This window comes from Burkholderia ambifaria AMMD (assembly GCF_000203915.1).
GTDB lineage: Bacteria > Pseudomonadota > Gammaproteobacteria > Burkholderiales > Burkholderiaceae > Burkholderia > Burkholderia ambifaria.
In genome coordinates, this window is record NC_008390.1 from 1,982,842 (window position 1) to 2,001,530 (window position 18,689).

At 66.0% G+C, this 18,689-nt stretch carries 20 protein-coding genes and 1 pseudogene; 11 read left to right on the forward strand and 10 right to left on the reverse strand.

Annotated elements, in window-relative coordinates; all coding sequences use genetic code 11:
* Positions 1-149 precede the first annotated feature (149 nt).
* The 9 genes from BAMB_RS09030 to BAMB_RS09070 all read left to right on the forward strand — a co-directional run bounded on the left by BAMB_RS09030 (position 150) and on the right by BAMB_RS09070 (position 8,534).
* Complete coding sequence (locus tag BAMB_RS09030; protein WP_041489817.1) at positions 150-524, forward strand: Mth938-like domain-containing protein; 375 nt, start codon at positions 150-152, stop codon at positions 522-524.
* A 135-nt stretch (positions 525-659) separates the two neighbouring features.
* On the forward strand, positions 660-2,336 hold the full coding sequence (locus BAMB_RS09035; protein WP_011657056.1) for a glycosyltransferase family 39 protein: 1,677 nt from the start codon (positions 660-662) through the stop codon (positions 2,334-2,336).
* A gap of 13 nt (positions 2,337-2,349) precedes the next feature.
* Positions 2,350-2,721 (forward strand): SMR family transporter, encoded by a 372-nt coding sequence (locus BAMB_RS09040; RefSeq protein ID WP_011657057.1) that lies wholly within the window; start codon positions 2,350-2,352, stop codon positions 2,719-2,721.
* Between the two features lie 149 nt (positions 2,722-2,870).
* Positions 2,871-4,022, forward strand: coding sequence for a DegT/DnrJ/EryC1/StrS family aminotransferase (locus BAMB_RS09045; protein ID WP_041491190.1), 1,152 nt, complete (start codon positions 2,871-2,873; stop codon positions 4,020-4,022).
* Between the two features lie 6 nt (positions 4,023-4,028).
* Positions 4,029-5,063 (forward strand): glycosyltransferase, encoded by a 1,035-nt coding sequence (locus BAMB_RS09050; protein WP_011657059.1) that lies wholly within the window; start codon positions 4,029-4,031, stop codon positions 5,061-5,063.
* Positions 5,060-6,007: a formyltransferase gene (locus BAMB_RS09055; RefSeq protein WP_011657060.1), complete on the forward strand. Its 948-nt coding sequence runs from the start codon at positions 5,060-5,062 to the stop codon at positions 6,005-6,007. The genes BAMB_RS09050 and BAMB_RS09055 overlap by 4 nt, the downstream gene beginning before the upstream one ends.
* A complete protein-coding gene (locus BAMB_RS09060; RefSeq protein ID WP_011657061.1) occupies positions 6,004-7,056 on the forward strand; it encodes a bifunctional UDP-4-keto-pentose/UDP-xylose synthase in 1,053 nt (350 codons plus the stop codon). Before BAMB_RS09055 ends, BAMB_RS09060 begins: the two co-directional genes overlap by 4 nt.
* 12 nt (positions 7,057-7,068) lie before the next feature.
* Positions 7,069-7,965 (forward strand): polysaccharide deacetylase family protein, encoded by an 897-nt coding sequence (locus BAMB_RS09065; protein WP_011657062.1) that lies wholly within the window; start codon positions 7,069-7,071, stop codon positions 7,963-7,965.
* 107 nt (positions 7,966-8,072) lie between these two features.
* On the forward strand, positions 8,073-8,534 hold the full coding sequence (locus BAMB_RS09070) for a peroxiredoxin (RefSeq protein ID WP_011657063.1): 462 nt from the start codon (positions 8,073-8,075) through the stop codon (positions 8,532-8,534).
* Positions 8,535-8,726: 192 nt separating this feature from the next.
* On the opposite strand, the pseudogene BAMB_RS36260 reads toward BAMB_RS09070, so the two are convergent.
* Positions 8,727-8,971: pseudogene (locus BAMB_RS36260) on the reverse strand (hypothetical protein); the annotation flags it as partial.
* Here BAMB_RS36260 and BAMB_RS09075 point away from each other — a divergent pair.
* Both BAMB_RS09075 and BAMB_RS09080 read left to right on the forward strand, forming a co-directional pair.
* On the forward strand, positions 8,867-10,687 hold the full coding sequence (locus tag BAMB_RS09075; protein WP_011657064.1) for a PhoH family protein: 1,821 nt from the start codon (positions 8,867-8,869) through the stop codon (positions 10,685-10,687). The pseudogene BAMB_RS36260 and the gene BAMB_RS09075 overlap by 105 nt on opposite strands.
* 236 nt (positions 10,688-10,923) lie before the next feature.
* Positions 10,924-11,988, forward strand: coding sequence for a C40 family peptidase (locus BAMB_RS09080; RefSeq protein WP_011657065.1), 1,065 nt, complete (start codon positions 10,924-10,926; stop codon positions 11,986-11,988).
* 118 nt (positions 11,989-12,106) lie between these two features.
* Here BAMB_RS09080 and BAMB_RS09085 read toward each other — a convergent pair whose 3' ends face one another.
* From BAMB_RS09085 to BAMB_RS09125, 9 genes are all read right to left on the reverse strand, one after another.
* Complete coding sequence (locus BAMB_RS09085; protein WP_011657066.1) at positions 12,107-13,117, reverse strand: inorganic phosphate transporter; 1,011 nt, start codon at positions 13,115-13,117, stop codon at positions 12,107-12,109.
* Between the two features lie 10 nt (positions 13,118-13,127).
* Positions 13,128-13,754, reverse strand: a complete 627-nt coding sequence (locus BAMB_RS09090) for a DUF47 domain-containing protein (RefSeq protein ID WP_006755440.1) — start codon at positions 13,752-13,754, stop codon at positions 13,128-13,130.
* 138 nt (positions 13,755-13,892) lie between these two features.
* Positions 13,893-15,275, reverse strand: a complete 1,383-nt coding sequence (locus BAMB_RS09095) for a replicative DNA helicase (RefSeq protein WP_011657067.1) — start codon at positions 15,273-15,275, stop codon at positions 13,893-13,895.
* A gap of 143 nt (positions 15,276-15,418) precedes the next feature.
* Positions 15,419-15,871, reverse strand: a complete 453-nt coding sequence (gene rplI / locus BAMB_RS09100; RefSeq protein WP_006755438.1) for a 50S ribosomal protein L9 — start codon at positions 15,869-15,871, stop codon at positions 15,419-15,421.
* Between the two features lie 27 nt (positions 15,872-15,898).
* Positions 15,899-16,174, reverse strand: coding sequence for a 30S ribosomal protein S18 (rpsR, locus tag BAMB_RS09105; protein WP_011657068.1), 276 nt, complete (start codon positions 16,172-16,174; stop codon positions 15,899-15,901).
* A 4-nt stretch (positions 16,175-16,178) separates the two neighbouring features.
* On the reverse strand, positions 16,179-16,478 hold the full coding sequence (gene priB, locus BAMB_RS09110) for a primosomal replication protein N (protein WP_011657069.1): 300 nt from the start codon (positions 16,476-16,478) through the stop codon (positions 16,179-16,181).
* A gap of 40 nt (positions 16,479-16,518) precedes the next feature.
* Complete coding sequence (gene rpsF / locus BAMB_RS09115) at positions 16,519-16,893, reverse strand: 30S ribosomal protein S6 (protein WP_006755436.1); 375 nt, start codon at positions 16,891-16,893, stop codon at positions 16,519-16,521.
* A gap of 241 nt (positions 16,894-17,134) precedes the next feature.
* Entirely contained in the window at positions 17,135-18,040 is a 906-nt protein-coding gene (locus BAMB_RS09120) for a zf-HC2 domain-containing protein (RefSeq protein ID WP_011657070.1), read from the reverse strand.
* On the reverse strand, positions 18,030-18,671 hold the full coding sequence (locus BAMB_RS09125) for an RNA polymerase sigma factor (protein ID WP_011657071.1): 642 nt from the start codon (positions 18,669-18,671) through the stop codon (positions 18,030-18,032). The genes BAMB_RS09120 and BAMB_RS09125 overlap by 11 nt, the downstream gene beginning before the upstream one ends.
* Positions 18,672-18,689 lie beyond the last annotated feature (18 nt).

Genomic DNA, 18,689 nt, shown 5'->3' on the forward strand with positions numbered 1-18,689 from the left:
AGCGGATTTTGGCCGACTTTCGCAATGCACCATGGCCGCTGCGGGCCCGCGCCGTCAGGCGTCCCGTATGCGCCGGCTCGCGAAATCGGCCGCCCGGGCCCGTGCGGCCCGTGCCAGACACTCCCCTACGGAAACCGCGGATTAACGATTTGAAACTGCACCAGGACACGAGCGGCGCGCTCAACACCGTCACCGGCTACGGCCCCGATTATGTCGACGTCAACCTCCAACGCCACGAAGGGAGCGTCATCGTACTGCCCGGCGCACCGGTGCGGGAATGGCCGGTGTCGTCGTTCGACGCACTCGCGCCCGAGCATTTCGCGATGCTGCTCGACCCGGCGCCCGAACTCGTGATCTTCGGCAGCGGCGCACGGCTGCGCTTCCCGCACCCGCGGCTCGTGGCCGCGCTCACGGCCAAGCGAATCGGCGTCGAGACGATGGATTTCCAGGCCGCCTGCCGCACCTACAACATCCTGATGGCCGAGGGCCGCAAAGTCGCCGCCGCGCTCTTAATTGAACGTTAATCCCCGATGCGGTAAAACACGGGCCGGCGCACCGGGTCGATCCCCGGATCATCACCGGATCGATACCCGGCAGGCCGCCCGCCGCCGGCGTAACCCGCCGGCGGCCCATCACAACAACCAACAGGCTCAACATCCATGAACGATACGCCGTCGAGGCTACCGCTCAATCGCATCACGCTCGCCCTTCTGTTCCTCGCGCTCGCGATCGTCTGGTTCGCGCCGCTCGGGCTGCGGCACCTGATCCCGAGCGACGAAGGCCGCTACGCGGAGATGGCCCGGGAAATGTTCGTCACCGGCGACTGGATCACGCCGCGCTACAACGGCTACAAGTACTTCGAGAAGCCGCCGCTGCAGACCTGGCTGAACGCGCTGACGTTCGCGTGGTTCGGCATCGGCGAATGGCAGGCGCGCCTCTACACGGGCCTCGCCAGCTTCGCCGGCGTGCTGCTGGTCGGCTTCACCGGCGCGCGCCTGTTCAACCCGTTGTCGGGCTTCCTCGCGGCCGTCGTGCTCGCGTGCTCGCCATACTGGAACCTGATGGGCCACTTCAACGCGCTCGACATGGGGCTCGCGTTCTGGATGGCGCTGTCGCTCTGCTCGCTGCTGCTCGCGCAGCGCCCCGGGCTGCGCGCGGGCGCGGTGCGCGGCTGGATGTGGGCGTGCTGGGCCGCGATGGCGTTCGCGGTGCTGTCGAAAGGCCTCGTCGGCCTGATCCTGCCCGGCGCCGTGCTGGTGCTCTATACGCTGGTCGCCCGCGACTGGGCGCTGTGGAAGCGGCTCTATCTGGTGAGCGGCCTCGTGATCTTCTTCGCGATCGTCACGCCGTGGTTCGTGCTCGTCCAGCAGCGCAATCCCGAGTTCTTCAACTTCTTCTTCATCGTCCAGCAGTTCCGCCGCTACCTTACCCCGGAACAGAACCGCCCGGGCCCGCTCTACTACTTCGTGCCGGTGCTGCTGGTCGGCTTCCTGCCGTGGCTGTCGGTCACGTGGCAGAGCATCCGTCACGCGCTGCGCATGCCGCGCCAGCCGAACGGCTTCTCCCCGATGCTCGTGCTGCTGATCTGGAGCGCGTTCATCTTCGTGTTCTTCAGCGTGTCGCACTCGAAGCTGATCTCGTATGTGCTGCCGGTCGCGCCGGCGCTCGCGCTGATGATCGGCGCGTACCTGCCGCTGATGACCGCGGAGCGGTTCCGCCGCCACCTGCTCGGCTACCTCGTGTTCTTCGTCGTCGCGGCGTTCGGGATCATCTTCCTCGCGTACCAGGGCGACGCCCGCACGCCGAACGCGCTGTATCGCGCGTTCCAGATGTGGCTGTACGCGGGCCTCGCGGTCGCGGCCGCGCTGACGCTCGCCGCCGCGTGGCTGAATCGCCGCGTGGGCGTCGCGGCCGCGATCGCCGCGTTCGGCGCCGCGTGGCTCGCGTTCGGCACGATCGGCGGCACCGGTCACGACGAGTTCGGCCGCTACAGCTCGGGCGCGCTGCTCGCGCCCACCGTGCGCGCCGAACTGGCGAAGCTGCCGCCCGACACGCCGTTCTACTCGATCGAGATGCTCGATCACACGTTCCCGTTCTATATGGGCCACACGACGATCATGGTCCAGCGCCAGGACGAGCTCGCCTTCGGCATCTCGGTCGAGCCGAACAAATGGATCCCGACCGTCGGCCAATGGATCGAACGCTGGAAGCAGGAAACCCATGCGCTCGCGATCATGCCGACCGGCCAGTACGACACGCTGGTCAAGCAAGGCGTGCCGATGCGCGTGATCGCGCGCGACAACCGCCGCGTGATCGTCGAGAAACCGCAATCGTAAGGACGTCCACCGCATGAATCCCGTTTCGCTCGTCTGCATCGTCACCGGCGTGATGCTCAACGCCTGTGCGCAACTTCTGCTGAAAGCCGGCGTCAACGCAGTTGGACACTTCGAATTCAGCCGCGCGAACATCATCCCGGTCGGCCTGAAGATCGCGACCCAGTTGCCGATCATCGGCGGCCTCGCCTGCTACGTGCTGAGCGTCGTCGTGTGGATTGTCGGGCTGTCGCGGGTCGACGTGTCGATCGCGTATCCGATGCTGTCGCTCGGCTACGTGGTCAACGCGTTCGCAGCGTGGTACCTGTTCGGCGAAGTGCTGTCGGTCCAGCGGCTCGTCGGGATCGGCATCATCCTGATCGGCGTGCTCGTGCTCGCGCGCAGTTGAGCGTGCCCGGCGGGCCCGGGTGCACCCACACGCATTAAGCGTCCGCCTACAAAAAATCACGGTACGAATCCGCCAACCGGTGTTTAATGCCGGTTTCGGGCCGGACCGCCCGACCCCTTTATTACACGCCATTACAGGCTAACGTGTTCATGAGCCAGACTACCGCTCCGTTTCTGCCGTTCACCCGCCCCGAGATCGATGAGGAAACCATCCAGGGCGTCGTCGAAGTGCTGCGCTCGGGCTGGATCACCACCGGCCCGCAAAGCCAGAAATTCGAAGCCGCGCTGTCCGAGTATTGCGGCGGCCGTCCGGTCCGCGCGTTCAATTCGGGCACCTGCACGCTCGAGATCGGCCTGCGCATCGCAGGCGTCGGCCCCGGCGACGAGGTGATCACGACGCCGGCCACGTGGGTGTCGACCAGCAACGTGATTCTCGAGACCGGCGCGACGCCCGTGTTCGCCGACATCGACCCGGTCACGCGCAACATCGACCTCGACAAGCTCGAGCAGGCGATCACGCCGCGCACCAAGGCGATCATCCCGGTCTACCTGGCCGGCCTGCCGGTCGACATGGACCGCCTGTACGCGATCGCGCGCGCGCACAGCCTGCGCGTGATCGAGGACGCCGCGCAGGCGCTCGGCTCGACGTGGCAAGGCAAGCGCATCGGCGCGTTCGGCGACATCGTGTCGTTCAGCTTCCACGCGAACAAGAACCTGACGACGATCGAAGGCGGCGCGCTCGTGCTGAACAACGAGGACGAGGCGACGCTCGCGCAGAAGTACCGGCTGCAGGGCATCACGCGCACCGGCCTGGACGGGATGGACTGCGACGTGCTCGGCGGCAAGTACAACCTGACCGACGTCGCCGCGCGCGTCGGCCTCGGCCAGTTGCCGCACCTCGAGCGCTTCACCACGCAGCGCCGCGCGCTCGCGCGCGCGTATTTCGCCGCGCTCGGCGACGGCCCTGCCGTGAAGCTCGGCCTCGGCCTGCCCGTCGCCGATTTCGAGAACAGCAACTGGCACATGTTCCAGGTCACGCTGCCGCTCGAGCGGTTGTCGATCTCGCGCGCCGATTTCATGGCGCAGATGAAGGAACGCGGGATCGGCACGGGCGTCCACTACCCGGCCGTCCATCTTTTCACGCTGTATCGTGCGCGCGGCTTCAAGGAGGGCATGTTCCCCCACGCCGAACGATACGGCGCGTCGACCGTCACGCTGCCGCTCTTCACGCAGATGACCGAAGACGACGTGCGTCGCGTGGCCGACGCCATCAACCAGATTTGCGATCAATACGGAAAATAAGCGTACATGAATCACCTTGAAGCACGCGCCGGGCATCCGGGCGCCGGGCATCCGGGCGCCGCGAACCCGGAGGTATCGGTCATCATCCCCGTGTACAACGAGGAAGAGGGCCTGGCTGCGCTGTTCGCGCGGCTCTACCCGGCACTCGACGCACTCGGCACGTCGTACGAAGTGATCCTGATCAACGACGGCAGCCGCGACCGCTCGGCCGCGATGCTCGCGGACCAGTTCCACGTGCGTCCCGACACGACGCGCGTCGTGCTGCTCAACGGCAACTACGGTCAGCACATGGCGATCCTCGCCGGCTTCGCGCAGTCGCACGGCGACATCGTCATCACGCTCGATGCCGACCTGCAGAACCCGCCGGAGGAAATCGGCAAGCTGATCGAGAAGATGCGCGAGGGCTACGACTACGTCGGCTCGATCCGCAAGCAGCGTCAGGACAGCCTGTGGCGGCGCAAGGCGTCGCAGATGATGAACCGGCTGCGCGAGCGCATCACGCGGATCAAGATGACCGACCAGGGCTGCATGCTGCGCGCGTACAGCCGCCGCATCATCGACACGATCAACGTGTGCGGCGAGGTCAACACGTTCATCCCCGCGCTCGCGTACACGTTCGCGCAGAACCCGACCGAAATCGAGGTCGCGCACGAGGAGCGCTTCGCGGGCGAGTCGAAGTACTCGCTGTACAGCCTGATCCGGCTGAACTTCGACCTCGTGACGGGCTTCTCGGTCGTGCCGCTGCAGTGGCTGTCGTTCATCGGCGTGATCCTGTCGCTCGGCTCCGCCGCGCTGTTCGTGCTGCTGCTCGTGCGCCGCTTCATCGTCGGCGCGGAAGTGCAAGGCGTGTTCACGCTGTTCGCGATCACGTTCTTCCTGCTCGGCGTGATCATCTTCGCGCTCGGCCTGCTCGGCGAATACGTCGGCCGCATCTACCAGCAGGTGCGTGCGCGGCCGCGCTACCTGATCCAGGCCGTGCTCGAACAGCACGACGGCATCCCGGCGGTGCCGGGCATGAACCGCTCGGAGGCCGCGCAATGAAGCCGCGCGCCGTCGTCTTCGCGTATCACAACGTCGGCGTGCGCTGCCTGCAGGTGCTGCTGGCACGCGGTGTCGACGTCGCGCTCGTCGTCACGCACGAGGACAACCCGAACGAGAACATCTGGTTCGGCAGCGTCGCATCGGTTGCCGCCGAGCACGGGATTCCCGTCGCCACGCCAGCCGACCCCACCGACCCGGCACTGCGCCGCGCGGTGTCCGACGCGCAGCCGGACTTCATCTTCTCGTTCTATTACCGCCACATGCTGCCGGTGGACCTGCTCGCGATCGCGCCGCGCGGCGCGTACAACATGCACGGTTCGCTGCTGCCGAAATACCGGGGTCGGGTACCGACCAACTGGGCCGTGCTGAACGGCGAAACGGAAACCGGCGCGACGCTGCACGAGATGGCCGCGAAGCCGGACGCCGGCGCGATCATCGGCCAGACCGCGGTGCCGATCCTGCCCGACGACACGGCCGCGCAGGTGTTCGACAAGGTGACGGTGGCCGCCGAGCAGACGCTCTGGCGCGTGCTGCCCGCGCTGCTCGCGGGCGAGGCGCCGCACCTGCCGAACGAGCTCGCGAACGGCAGCTACTACGGCGGCCGCAAGCCGGAAGACGGCCGCATCGACTGGTCGAAGCCGGCCGCGCAGGTCTACAACCTGGTGCGCGCGGTCGCGCCCCCGTATCCGGGCGCATTCACCGACGTCGGCGGCACGCGCTTCGTGATCGCCCGCGCGCGCCTTGCGGCGCCCGGCAGCGCCGCCGCCGCGGCGGCGGCAGATTTGCCGCCCGGCCTGCACGTAAGCGATAATGCGCTATTCGGCGTCTGCGGCGACAGTCGCGCCCTATCCATTCTCGAGCTGTGGCAGCAGCGCGACGGTAGCGAAACCGTCGTGACGCCCGCGGAATTCGCGCAGTTCATTCATTCTTCCCGTCATTCATGAAAGCAAAAAAAGTCCTGATCCTGGGTGTGAACGGCTTCATCGGCCATCACCTGTCGAAGCGCATTCTTGAAACCACCGATTGGGAAGTGTTCGGCATGGACATGCAGACCGATCGGCTGGGCGACCTCGTCAACCACGAGCGGATGCACTTCTTCGAAGGCGACATCACGATCAACAAGGAGTGGGTCGAGTATCACGTGAAGAAGTGCGACGTGATCCTGCCGCTCGTGGCGATCGCGACGCCCGCGACCTACGTCAAGCAGCCGCTGCGCGTGTTCGAGCTCGACTTCGAGGCGAACCTGCCGATCGTGCGTTCGGCTGTCAAGTACGGCAAGCACCTCGTGTTCCCGTCGACCTCCGAGGTCTACGGCATGTGCTCGGACGAGGAGTTCGATCCGGACGCATCGGCGCTCACCTACGGCCCGATCAACAAGCCGCGCTGGATCTACGCGTGCTCGAAGCAGCTGATGGACCGCGTGATCTGGGGCTACGGGATGGAAGGCCTGAACTTCACGCTGTTCCGCCCGTTCAACTGGATCGGCCCGGGCCTCGACTCGATCTACACGCCGAAGGAAGGCAGCTCGCGCGTCGTCACGCAGTTCCTCGGCCACATCGTGCGCGGCGAGAACATCAGCCTCGTCGACGGCGGCTCGCAGAAGCGCGCGTTCACCGACATCGACGACGGCATCAGCGCGCTGATGAAGATCATCGACAACAAGAACGGCGTCGCGTCGGGCAAGATCTACAACATCGGGAATCCGAAGAATAACTTCTCGGTTCGCGAGCTCGCGCACAAGATGCTCGAACTGGCCGCCGAATACCCGGAATACGCCGGCTCCGCGAAGCAGGTGCAGCTCGTCGAAACGACGTCGGGCGCCTACTACGGCAACGGCTATCAAGACGTGCAGAACCGCGTGCCGAAGATCGACAACACGATGCAGGAACTCGCATGGGCGCCGCAATCGACGTTCGACGACGCACTGCGCAAGATCTTCGAAGCGTATCGCGGCCATGTCGCCGACGCGCGCGCGCTGGTCGAGCAGAACTGACGGGACGCTCGCTTGGCTCGTATCGTCCTCAAGATCGACGTCGACACGCTGCGCGGCACGCGCGAAGGCGTGCCGAACCTCGCGCGCATCTTCGACCGCTTCAGTGCGCGCGCGACCTTCCTCTTCAGCCTCGGGCCCGATCACACCGGCTGGGCGCTGCGGCGCGTGTTCCGCCCCGGCTTCCTGAAGAAGGTGTCGCGCACGTCGGTGGTCGAGCATTACGGCGTGAAGCAGCTGATGTACGGCGTGCTGCTGCCGGGCCCCGACATCGGCCGCCGTGCGATCGCCGACATGCGCGCGATCCACGAGGCCGGCTTCGAATGCGGGATCCATACGTGGGATCACGTGTACTGGCAGGACAACGTGCGCGTGCGCGATCGCGACTGGACCGCGCGTGAAATGCAGAAGAGCCACGCGCGCTTCATCGACATCTTCGGCGCACCGCCCGTCACGCATGGCGCGGCCGGCTGGCAGATGAACGACGCCGCATTCGAGCAGATCGACGCATGGGGGATGCGCTACGCATCCGACGGTCGCGGCCATTCGCCGTACCTGCCCGTGGTCGGCGGCCGCACGCTGTCGCACGTGCAGATGCCGACCACGCTGCCGACGCTCGACGAAGTGCTCGGCATCGACGGCATCGACACGCACAACGTCGCCGCGCACATCCTGAAGTTCACGCAAGCCAATCCGCACGACCAGGTGTTCACGCTGCATGCGGAACTGGAAGGCCAGAAGCTCGCGCCGGTGTTCGAACAGCTGCTCGCCGGCTGGCGCGCGCAGGGCCATACGTTTGCGACGATGGGCGACTACCACGCGACGCTGGACCGCGACTCGCTGCCATCGTACCCTGTCACGTGGGGCGAAATCCCCGGCCGCTCCGGCGAACTGATCGTCCAGCCCGACTGAGCGTGCGTGCGCGCCGGCACCGCCCGCCCCGCCCTCGCGGCGTGCCGCAGCGCCCCCGCCGAACCGCGCCGCCCGAGCGGCGCTTTCCATAACAACAGGAGAAACACGTGTCCGTCGAAGTTGACCGTCAAGTTCCCGATTTCACCGCACCGGCTACGGGCGGCGACATTTCGCTGTCCGGCCTGAAGGGCAAGAAGCTCGTCCTGTATTTCTATCCGAAGGACAACACGCCGGGCTGCACGACCGAAGGCCTGCAGTTCCGCGATCTCTATCCGAAGTTCAAGAAGGCTGGCGCCGAAGTCATCGGCGTGTCGCGCGACAGCCTGCGCTCGCATGACAATTTCAAGGCAAAGCTCGAGCTGCCGTTCCCGCTGATCTCCGATGCCGACGAAGCGCTGTGCGCGCTGTTCGACGTCATCAAGATGAAGAAAATGTATGGCAAGGAAGTGCGCGGAATCGAGCGCTCGACGTTCCTGATCGACGCCGACGGCGTGCTCCGCCAGGCATGGCGCGGCATCAAGGTGCCCGGCCACGTGGACGACGTGCTAAGTGCTGTACAAGCGCTTTGAGCCGCGCTATATTGGGCCGCAATGAATGCCAGTTCGCCCCATATTTCTCGTAGCTGCGCCGGTGCCCGTTGCGTTGCTTGCCGGCACCTGACGCGCATCACGACGGTATCAGCCGAGCCGCATGTCCCGGTCCACGGGGCAGCGGCTTTTTTTATGGACTGCGTGCCGGCTCTCGGTCCGGCCGTCATCTCGTCAAGGAGTTGACCGACACTTAGGCGAACCGGCTCGACGAAATTCCTGTGCGCCACCGCGCGCAAACTGCATGCGTCTACGTCACGCAGGATGCGATCAGCGGCGCACTTCATGCGACACGATTCCTCCCGAGGGACACCATGCCTTTGCCTACCCCCCCCAGCAAGCTCGGCAGCCTGCTGCCGCCCGACGAATACAAGGCGAAAGCGCGGCCCGCGAAAGCCGCGAAGAAATCCGCCGAAGGGGACGCATCCACAGCCGGTGACTACGGTCCGGCCAGCGTGGCCCAACCGATGACCGAAGCCGCGAACACGACCGCACCGCTGCGCGCCGTCGCGTCGTCGGAGCACGACACCGCAAGCACGCCCGCACGCGGCCGCAAGTCCCGGCAGACGGCCGCGTTGCTGCAGCCGATGCCGGCGCCGGCCGTACCGGCGGCACCCGCGGCCCCCGCCGCGCCGGTCGTTGCACGCAACGACAAGCCGGCCGCCGGCAAACCGTCCGCGGCGCCCGCGCGCGATACCGGCGCCGGGACGAAGTCGCGCAGCCGCAAGCCGGCCGAAGCCGAACTGCAGAAGCTGTTCGTGCTCGACACCAACGTGCTGATGCACGACCCGAGCAGCCTCTTCCGCTTCGAGGAACACGACGTCTATCTGCCGATGATGACGCTCGAGGAACTCGACAATCACAAGAAGGGGATGTCCGAAGTCGCGCGCAACGCGCGCCAGGTGAGCCGCACGCTCGACTCGCTGGTCGCCGACGGCGGCCCGATCTCGGCCGGCATTCCGCTGTCGCGCCTCGGCAGCCGCGAGGCGCTCGGCCGCCTCTACTTCCAGACGAAGCTCGCGGACATCGCGCCGATCGAAGGCCTGCCCGAAGGCAAGGCCGACAACCAGATCCTCGGCGTCGTGCGCGCGCTGCAGCGCGACCGGCCGGACCGCCAGGTCGTGCTGGTGTCGAAAGACATCAACATGCGGATCAAGGCGCACGCGCTCGGCCTGCCCGCTGAAGACTACTTCAACGACCAGGTACTCGAGGACAAGGATCTCCTCTACAACGGCGTGCGCGAGCTGCCGCAGGATTTCTGGACCAAGCATGCGAAGGGCATGGAGAGTTGGCAGGACACGAAGACGGGCACCACGTACTACCGCGTGACCGGCCCGCTCGTCGCGTCGATGCTCGTCAACGAGTTCGTCTATCTCGAGCCACAGAACGGCGAGCCGACGTTCCACGCGATCGTCCGCGAACTGAACGGCAAGACGGCGCTGCTGCAGACGCTGCGCGACTACAGCCACCACAAGAACAACGTGTGGGGCATCACCGCGCGCAACCGCGAGCAGAATTTCGCGCTGAACCTGCTGATGAACCCCGAGATCGACTTCGTCACGCTGCTTGGCCAGGCCGGCACCGGCAAGACGCTCGTCGCGCTCGCGGCCGGCCTCGCGCAGGTGCTCGACGACAAGCGCTACAACGAGATCATCGTGACGCGCGCGACCGTGCCCGTCGGCGAGGACATCGGTTTCCTGCCCGGCACCGAGGAAGAGAAGATGCAGCCGTGGATGGGTGCATTCGACGACAACCTCGAGGTGCTGCAGAAAACCGACGACGCGGCCGGCGAATGGGGCCGTGCGGCGACGCAGGAGCTGATCCGTTCGCGCCTGAAGGTGAAGAGCATGAACTTCATGCGCGGCCGCACGTTCGTCGACAAGTACCTGATCATCGACGAAGCGCAGAACCTGACGCCGAAGCAGATGAAGACGCTCGTGACGCGCGCGGGCCCCGGCACGAAGATCGTGTGCCTCGGCAACATCGCGCAGATCGACACGCCTTACCTGACCGAAGGCAGCTCGGGCCTGACCTACGTCGTCGACCGCTTCAAGGGCTGGGGCCACAGCGGCCACGTGACGCTCGCGCGCGGCGAACGCTCGCGGCTCGCCGACTACGCGTCGGACATCCTGTAACGCGCGACCGGCTCCTCGCCGGCCTTCGACGCCACGCGGCGCTCCGTTTCCGGAGCGCCGTTTTTATTTTTGGGGTCGGAAACGTTGGTCATACTTCGTAACGCAGCGACGTCACTTACGCGCGAAACTTCAAGTAAATTCTCAGGAATGGTTGCCTAAGCCCCGCCGGAACGTCTACCATCGGGTCTGTCTGTTGTCATACGATTGGCGAGCGCGCCGCGCTCGTCCGCCTTGCCATGCTTCGAATCTGGGTTCCCGTCGCCGTCGTTTCACTGCTCGCGGCCTGCTCCAGCGTGCCGCCGCAGTCGGCATCGCGCACCTCCGGCATGAAGATCACGACCCCGCGCGCGTTCCCGCCGCCCGCCAATTTCCCGAAATTCGTCGATCACAGCGTCGGCCAGGAAGAAATCTCGATCCAGGCGATGAGCCTCGTCGGCGTGCCGTATCGCTGGGGCGGCAACACGCCCACGAGCGGCTTCGACTGCAGCGGGCTCGTGCGCTACGTGATCGGCCGCGCGGCCGACGTGAACCTGCCGCGCACGACCGCCGACATGAGCAGCCGCGGCGTGTCGATCGACCCCGAAGAGGTAGCGCCGGGCGACCTGATCTTCTTCAATACGACCGGACGCCCGCACTCGCACGTCGGCATCTATGTCGGCAAGCTGCGCTTCGTCAATGCGCCGTCGACCGGCGGCACCGTGCGGCTCGATTATTTGACGAACCCGTACTGGGCCAAGCGCTTCGACGGCATTCGCCGTGTCGCGCCGCCGCGCGGCACACCGGCACCGTTCGATACGCCGACCTACGAGGCCCGGCGCGACGCGCCGCCGGCCGCACCAGCCGCTGTCGTGACCGCCGCCGCGCCACGGCAGCCCGCCTATGCCGCTGCGCAAGCCAGCGCGGCCCCAGCTCCCGCTCCGGTCGCGCCAGCCCCGGCGGTCGTATCGACCGCTGCGGTGGCGCCGGCAGCCGCGCCTGCCGCCGATCCGTACGAACCGCCGCCGTCGCGCATGCAGGCCGCCCGGCAGCAGGCAAGCTCCACGAACGGCGACATGATCGCCCCGACCGCGAATGCAGCGCCTGCCGGCCCGGCAGAGGTCGGCACGCAGATTCCGACGACGGCGCTGACCGCCGCCCAGGCGGCCGCGTTCGACGACGAACCGCCGCCCGCCGCCGCGCCGTCGCCGCGCGCCATCGAGCCCGCGCAGGTGTGGCGTGCGTCGACGCAATCCGCGCCCGTCAGCGCGCGCACCGGCACCGCGGACGATCCGATCGCCCGCTTCGCGAACGGCAGTTACTGACGCGGTTCATCGTCGACGGCAACCGCGTCGTTCGCCGCACTTTTCCCGACCACCAAAGAAAATGCGCCGCAACCTTTCGGTTGGCGGCGCATTTCGTGTCGAGGCGACAGCGTCGGAATCAGAAGATCTGGTGCCCGACCCACCATCCGCCGGCCGCGATCAGCGCGGATGCCGGAATCGTCAGCACCCATGCCCACACGATGTTGCCGGCAACGCCCCAGCGCACGGCCGACAGCTTCTGCGTCGCGCCGACACCGACGATCGCACCGGTGATCGTGTGCGTGGTCGACACCGGAATACCGAGGAACGACGCGATGAACAGCGTGATCGCCCCGCCGCTTTCGGCACAGAAACCGCCGACCGGCTTGAGCTTCGTGATCTTCTGGCCCATCGTACGCACGATGCGCCAGCCGCCGAACAGCGTGCCGAGGCCCATCGACAGGTAGCACGCGCCGATCACCCACGCAGGCGGCGCATCGGCCGTCGCCGACGCATAGCCCGACGCGATCAGCAGCATCCAGATGATACCGATCGTCTTTTGCGCGTCGTTGCCGCCGTGACCCAGGCTGTACAGGCCGGCCGACAGCAGCTGGAACCGCCGGAAGCGCCGGTCGACCTTGCTTGGCGCGGTGCGGAAATACAGCCACGACACGCCGAGCATGAACAGCGAACCGAGGATGAAGCCGAGCAGCGGCGAAATGAAGATGAACGCGACGGTCTTCATCAGGCCGTCGATGTTCAGCGCGCTCCAGCCCGACTTCGCGAGCGCCGAGCCGACGAGGCCGCCGATCAGCGCGTGCGACGAACTCGACGGGATCCCGTAGTACCACGTGATCACGTTCCAGCCGATCGCGCCGATCAGCGCGCCGAACACGACGTAGTGGTCAACGATCTCCGGATCGATCGTGCCTTTGCCGACCGTCTGCGCCACCTTCAGGTGGAAGATGAAATACGCGATGACGTTGAACGCGGCCGCGAACACGACGGCCTGCTGGGGCTTCAGCACCCCGGTGGACACCACGGTGGCGATCGAGTTCGCCGCATCGTGGAAGCCGTTCATGAAGTCGAATACGAGCGCGACGAGCACCAGCGTCGCGACCATCCATAGGGCAAGTTGTATCGAATGCATCGTGGTCCGCTCAGGCGTTTTCCAGCACGATGCCTTCGATGATGTTCGCGACGTCTTCGCACTTGTCGGTGATCTCCTCGAGCAGCTCGTAGATCGCCTTCAGCTTGATGAGCGTCTTCACGTCGTCTTCCTCGCGGAACAGCTTCGACATCGCCGAGCGCAGCACGCGATCGGCCTCCGACTCCCAGCGGTCGATCTCTTCGCATTGCTTGAGGATCTGCGCCGACTGCTTCATGTCGGACAGCATGCCGACGGCCTGCTGCACGTGCTGGGCCGACTGGGTGACGATGTGCGCGAGCTGGCTCGCCTCGGAGGTGACGGAGCGCACGTCGTACAGCGACACGGCCGTCGCGACGTCTTCCATCAGGTCGAGGATGTCGTCCATCGTCGTGATCAGCTTGTGGATCTCGTCGCGATCGAGCGGCGTGATGAAGGTCTTGTGCAGCAGATCGATCGCTTCGTGCGTCAGCTTGTCAGCGGCCTTCTCGGCAATTTGCACGTTTTGCTTGTGAATCTCGGCGTCGGCGAGATTGTCGATCAGCAGTTCGAGCTCGCGGCCACCGGAAACGATGTGCTTCGCGTGCGCGTTGAAGAGTTCAAAGAACTTGCCCTCGGTGGGCATGAATCGACCGAACATGGGATTCCTGAGAGATTGTCAAACTACTGTCACGAAAACGGGCGACATTGTACCGTTTCCGGTCGGGCCGCGCCGCGCGCATATGCGCACGGCGGGATTGGATACAACGTTTGGCGATTTAGGGCTTTACATCCGGCGTCACTCGCCGTAGAAGGTCTGCGCCCCTGCAAAGTTGTCGAACTTCGTGAATTGCCCCAGGAACGTGAGCCGAACGGGGCCGATCGGACCGTTACGCTGCTTGCCGATGATGATTTCGGCCGTGCCCTTGTCGGGGCTGTCCGGGTTGTAGACTTCATCGCGATAAATGAACAGGATCACGTCCGCATCCTGTTCGATTGCGCCTGATTCGCGCAAATCGGACATCACCGGACGCTTGTTCGGACGCTGTTCGAGGCCGCGGTTCAGCTGCGACAGTGCGATCACCGGCACGTCCAGCTCCTTTGCCAGACTCTTCAGCGATCGCGAGATTTCCGAGATTTCGGTCGCGCGGTTCTCGCCCTGCGACGAACCCGACATCAGCTGCAGGTAGTCGACGATGATCAGGCCGAGCTTGCCGCATTGCCGTGAGAGACGCCGCGCGCGCGAGCGCAATTCCATCGGGTTCAGACCGCCCGTCTCGTCGATGAAGAGCTGTGCCTCGCTCATCTTCTGCACCGCGTGCGTCAGTTTCGGCCAATCTTCGTCGGTCAGGCGGCCGGTACGCATCCGGTGCTGGTCGAGCCGGCCGATCGAGCCGAGCATACGCATCACGAGCTGGGTGCCCGGCATTTCCATCGAGAACACCGCGACGGGCAATCCGTACTCGACGGCGACGTATTCGCCGATGTTCATCGAAAAGGCCGTTTTGCCCATTGACGGTCTTCCGGCCACGATGATCAACTCACCGCCGTGCATCCCGGACGTCATCCGGTCGAGGTCGACGAAACCCGTCGGCGTGCCCGTGACGTCGCTCGGATTCGCGGTGTGGTACAGCGTGTCGATACGCTCGACGACCTGCGTGAGCAGCGGGCCGATCTCGAGGAAGCCCTGGTTGCCGCGCGCGCCTTCTTCCGCGATCGAGAACACCTTCGATTCGGCTTCGTCGAGCAGCTGGCGGACTTCCTTGCCCTGCGGATTGAACGCGTCGGCCGAGATTTCGTCGGCGACCGACACGAGCCGGCGCAGCACCGCACGGTCACGCACGATTTCCGCATAGCGGCGGATGTTGGCCGCACTTGGCGTGTTCTGCGCGAGTGCGTTCAGGTACGCGAGGCCGCCGACGTCGTCGGCCTTGCCGGACGTGGTCAGCGCTTCGTACACGGTCACCACGTCGGCCGGGCGCGTCGACGCGATCAGCCGGCCGATGTGCTCGTAGATGATCCGGTGGTCGTAGCGATAGAAGTCGCCCTGCGACAGGAAGTCGGCTATCCGGTCCCATGCCGCGTTGTCGAGCAACAGGCCGCCGAGCACCGACTGCTCGGCTTCGACCGAGTGCGGCGGGACTTTCAGCGATTCGATTTGAGGATCTTGCGGCGCGTTCATGGGTTGGGATTATCGCGAATAACCTACGACGTTGCTAGAGACGGGCCCCGACGAACAGGCAATAAAAAAGGCAGGCCCCGGTTGCCCGGGCGCCTGCCCTTGTCCGGACAGCGGAAGCCGCCCGGGAAGCTTGCGTACGACGCTTACGCGTGGTCGCCGATCACGTTGATCGTGACGTCGACGACGACGTCCGTATGCAGCGCGACCTGAACCGTGTGCTCGCCGATCATCTTCAGCGGGCCTTCCGGCATGCGAACTTGCAGCTTCTCGACTTCGTAGCCTGCCTTCTTCAGCAGTTCCGCGATGTCGCCGTTCGTGACCGAGCCGAACAGACGGCCGTCGACGCCCGACTTCTGCGTGATTTCGAACGACTGGCCGTTCAGCTTCTCGCCGACTGCCTGCGATGCTGCCAGCTTCTCGGCGGCGACCTTTTCGAGTTCAGCGCGGCGAACTTCGAATTCGGCGATCGCTTCCTTCGTTGCACGGCGAGCCTTGCGGTTCGGGATCAGGAAGTTGCGAGCGTAACCGTCCTTGACCTTGACGATGTCGCCGAGGTTACCCAGATTGGCGACTTTTTCCAACAGAATGATTTGCATTCGAATTCTCCTTATTGCGTCGCCTGATTACGCCTTGTGCTGATCGGTGTACGGCAGCAGCGCGAGGAAACGCGCACGCTTGATGGCCGTATCCAGCTGACGCTGATAGTGCGCCTTCGTACCCGTCAGACGAGCCGGCGTGATCTTGCCGTTTTCGCCGATGAAGTCCTTCAGCGTTTCCGTGTCCTTGTAGTCGATCTGGTCGACGCCGGCTGCCGTGAAACGGCAGAACTTCTTGCGCTTGAAGAGCGGGTTTTGTTGCTGACGACGCTTGTCGAATTTCTTACCAGTCGGGCGGGGCATGATTTCAGTCCTTTCCAATGTCCTGCAATGCTGTGATGTGAAACACCAAGGTTCTCGCGTTGCGGCTTTTCTTTGCCAGGAAGCCCGTGAACAGCGTTTCGACGCCCATTTCACGACTTTCCAGCCTGCCGCTCGCCTCACCGGCCGCCACCGCCTCGATCGTCATTTCGACCTGACGGGGAATGCCTGCTTCGACGACTTCCGTGCGGTGGTGCAACGTGGCGCTTGCGATCGGAACACCTGCCGGCGTATATCGCACCGGTGCGCGTTCGACGACGCTCGCCGTCAATTGCAACCTGTTCACGTGAGTAGCGCGCTCCTTGATGGCTTAATGAATGACGAACTTAAGCCTGCGCTTCGGTCGGCTGAGCAGCAGCCGCCTTCTTGGCTTCTTCGCGCTGAACTTCCTTCATCATCGGCGACGGGCCGGTCTCGGCCTTCTTCATCTTGACGATGAGGTGGCGCAGCACGGCGTCGTTGAACTTGAACGCGTGTTCGAGTTCGTCGAGCGTCGTCTGGTCGCACTCGATGTTCATGCAGACGTAGTGAGCCTTCGCGAGTTTCTCGATCATGTAGGCCAGTTGGCGACGGCCCCAGTCTTCGACACGGTGGATCTGGCCGCCGTGCGTCGTGATCGTGGTCTTGTAACGCTCGATCATCGCGGGCACTTGCTCGCTTTGATCGGGGTGCACGATGAATACGATTTCGTAATGACGCATTACACACTCCTTGTGGATTGAAGCCACCCGGGCGTCTGAACCGGTGTGGCAAGTGAGAAGCCGAAGATTCTAACCCGGATACAGGGCACATGCAACACCGATCGACGATTTCGGACCGGATTCGGCCATGTTTTCAAAGACTTGAACCCGCGCTGGCGGTCGAATGGCGGCTCGCGTGCCCCTCGGGAATCGGGGGCGGAGCATCACGCGCGGGTGACGGGGCCGGCGCCGCGGCCCGCCGTCACTCGCTGCGCGCCCCGCCAAGCCGCGCGTCGAGCGCCGTCCTGAAGGCGGCCAGCGCCGACGGCTCGGCGTCGGTCACGGCCCACCAGGTCATCCCGGCCGCGTCCCACCGGTCGAGCGCAAAGCCCTGCGACACGGTCGCGTACGGCCCCGCCTCTCCGCCGCCGCCCGCCGGCCGCACGTACACGTCGATCACGTGCTGCCGATATCGGTACACGAGCACCGCGACGCGGCGCCGCCCGACGTAGTCGAGCCGGCCACCCACGAGCGGGAAGCCGCTCGCCGACAGGTCCTCGACCGGCGGCGCATAGTCGAGCCGGCCGTTGAACCACGGCTTGACCGTATGCCGGTCGGTCGAGATCACATCGATGTCGCGCGCCGACAGGCCGGCCCGCACGTGGCTCGCGACCAGCTCGTCGACCGTCTGGCCGGTTTCGGCGTGACGGGCGGACAGCGTCATCCCGGCCGCCGCGGCGAGCGCGACCACCAGCGCCACGCCCCAGCCGAGCCCGGGCACCGCCGTGACACGCGGCCCCGGGCCGGCAGAACCCGGGCGAGCCGATACGCCGCGTCCGGCCGGCCAGGAGAACCAGCGGCGCCCGCTTGAGCGAGGCCGAGGCCGAGGCCGCGGCGCCGCATCAGGCTCCGGCGCCGCCGCGGCCGGCCCGCGCTCGCGCGCGCCGCCTGGCGCCGGCAGCGCCGCGAGGAGGCTCGCCCGCAGCGCATCGGGCGCGCGGTGATAATCGGCCTGCCGCACGGCCCGCCCCAGCACGACGATCCGCTCGCGTTCGCGGCGGCACGCGTCGCACCCGTCGACATGCCGCTGGACGCGCAACGCATCGGGCGCCGACAGCTCGCGGTCGACGTCCGCGTCCAGCAAGGCTCGCGCTTCGTTACAGTCCATCGATCGCCTCCGATGCGGTTCCGCTCGCCGACGCACGCCCCGACGCGGGGCCGGACGGCGGCACCTGCGTGCCGTCCAGCAGCGCGGCAAGCCGGCGCCGGCCGCGCGAGAGCCGCGACATCACCGTGCCCACCGGCACGTCGGCGATCGCCGCGATCTCGCGGTAGCTCAAATCCTCCATCTCGCGCAGCACCAGCACCTCGCGGTATTCGGGCGGCAGCTTCGCGAGCGCCGCGTTCACGAGCCGCACGTTCTCGCCGCGCAGCAGCTGCGCGAGCGGATCGCCGGGCGCCGGCTGCCAGTCGTCCGGCACCTCCGTGTCGTCGAGCGTGTCGGGCAGCGCAACCTCGTGCGCGTGGGTGCGGCGCCGCCACTCCGTGTACCAGGTGTGGCGCACGATCGTCAGCAGCCACGGCCGGGCGTTGTCGCCGCGGCACGAGTCGACGAAGCGCAGCGCGCGCATGCACGCGTCCTGGACGACGTCGTCCGCATCGCCCGGATTGCCGCTCAGCCAGCGGGCGAGGTTGTACGCGGCGTCGAGATGCGGCAGCACGAGCGCGCGAAACCGCTCGCCGCGCGCGATCGCGTCATCCTCTGCCCGCTCGTCGACCGCCTGTCCGGCTTGCCCCACATGGCCTCCCTGGTCCCG

What these genes read in the sequence shown, in the direction of transcription:
- BAMB_RS09035 (WP_011657056.1), top strand. Translation starts at nt 660, where the DNA reads ATGAACGATACGCCGTCGAGGCTACCGCTCAATCGCATCACGCTCGCC.
- BAMB_RS09040 (WP_011657057.1), top strand. Translation starts at nt 2,350, where the DNA reads ATGAATCCCGTTTCGCTCGTCTGCATCGTCACCGGCGTGATGCTCAAC.
- BAMB_RS09045 (WP_041491190.1), top strand. Translation starts at nt 2,871, where the DNA reads ATGAGCCAGACTACCGCTCCGTTTCTGCCGTTCACCCGCCCCGAGATC.
- BAMB_RS09050 (WP_011657059.1), top strand. Translation starts at nt 4,029, where the DNA reads ATGAATCACCTTGAAGCACGCGCCGGGCATCCGGGCGCCGGGCATCCG.
- BAMB_RS09055 (WP_011657060.1), top strand. Translation starts at nt 5,060, where the DNA reads ATGAAGCCGCGCGCCGTCGTCTTCGCGTATCACAACGTCGGCGTGCGC.
- BAMB_RS09060 (WP_011657061.1), top strand. Translation starts at nt 6,004, where the DNA reads ATGAAAGCAAAAAAAGTCCTGATCCTGGGTGTGAACGGCTTCATCGGC.
- BAMB_RS09075 (WP_011657064.1), top strand. Translation starts at nt 8,867, where the DNA reads ATGCCTTTGCCTACCCCCCCCAGCAAGCTCGGCAGCCTGCTGCCGCCC.
- BAMB_RS09080 (WP_011657065.1), top strand. Translation starts at nt 10,924, where the DNA reads ATGCTTCGAATCTGGGTTCCCGTCGCCGTCGTTTCACTGCTCGCGGCC.
- BAMB_RS09085 (WP_011657066.1), bottom strand. Translation starts at nt 13,117, where the DNA reads ATGCATTCGATACAACTTGCCCTATGGATGGTCGCGACGCTGGTGCTC.
- BAMB_RS09090 (WP_006755440.1), bottom strand. Translation starts at nt 13,754, where the DNA reads ATGTTCGGTCGATTCATGCCCACCGAGGGCAAGTTCTTTGAACTCTTC.
- BAMB_RS09095 (WP_011657067.1), bottom strand. Translation starts at nt 15,275, where the DNA reads ATGAACGCGCCGCAAGATCCTCAAATCGAATCGCTGAAAGTCCCGCCG.
- rplI (WP_006755438.1), bottom strand. Translation starts at nt 15,871, where the DNA reads ATGCAAATCATTCTGTTGGAAAAAGTCGCCAATCTGGGTAACCTCGGC.
- rpsR (WP_011657068.1), bottom strand. Translation starts at nt 16,174, where the DNA reads ATGCCCCGCCCGACTGGTAAGAAATTCGACAAGCGTCGTCAGCAACAA.
- rpsF (WP_006755436.1), bottom strand. Translation starts at nt 16,893, where the DNA reads ATGCGTCATTACGAAATCGTATTCATCGTGCACCCCGATCAAAGCGAG.
- BAMB_RS09120 (WP_011657070.1), bottom strand. Translation starts at nt 18,040, where the DNA reads ATGGACTGTAACGAAGCGCGAGCCTTGCTGGACGCGGACGTCGACCGC.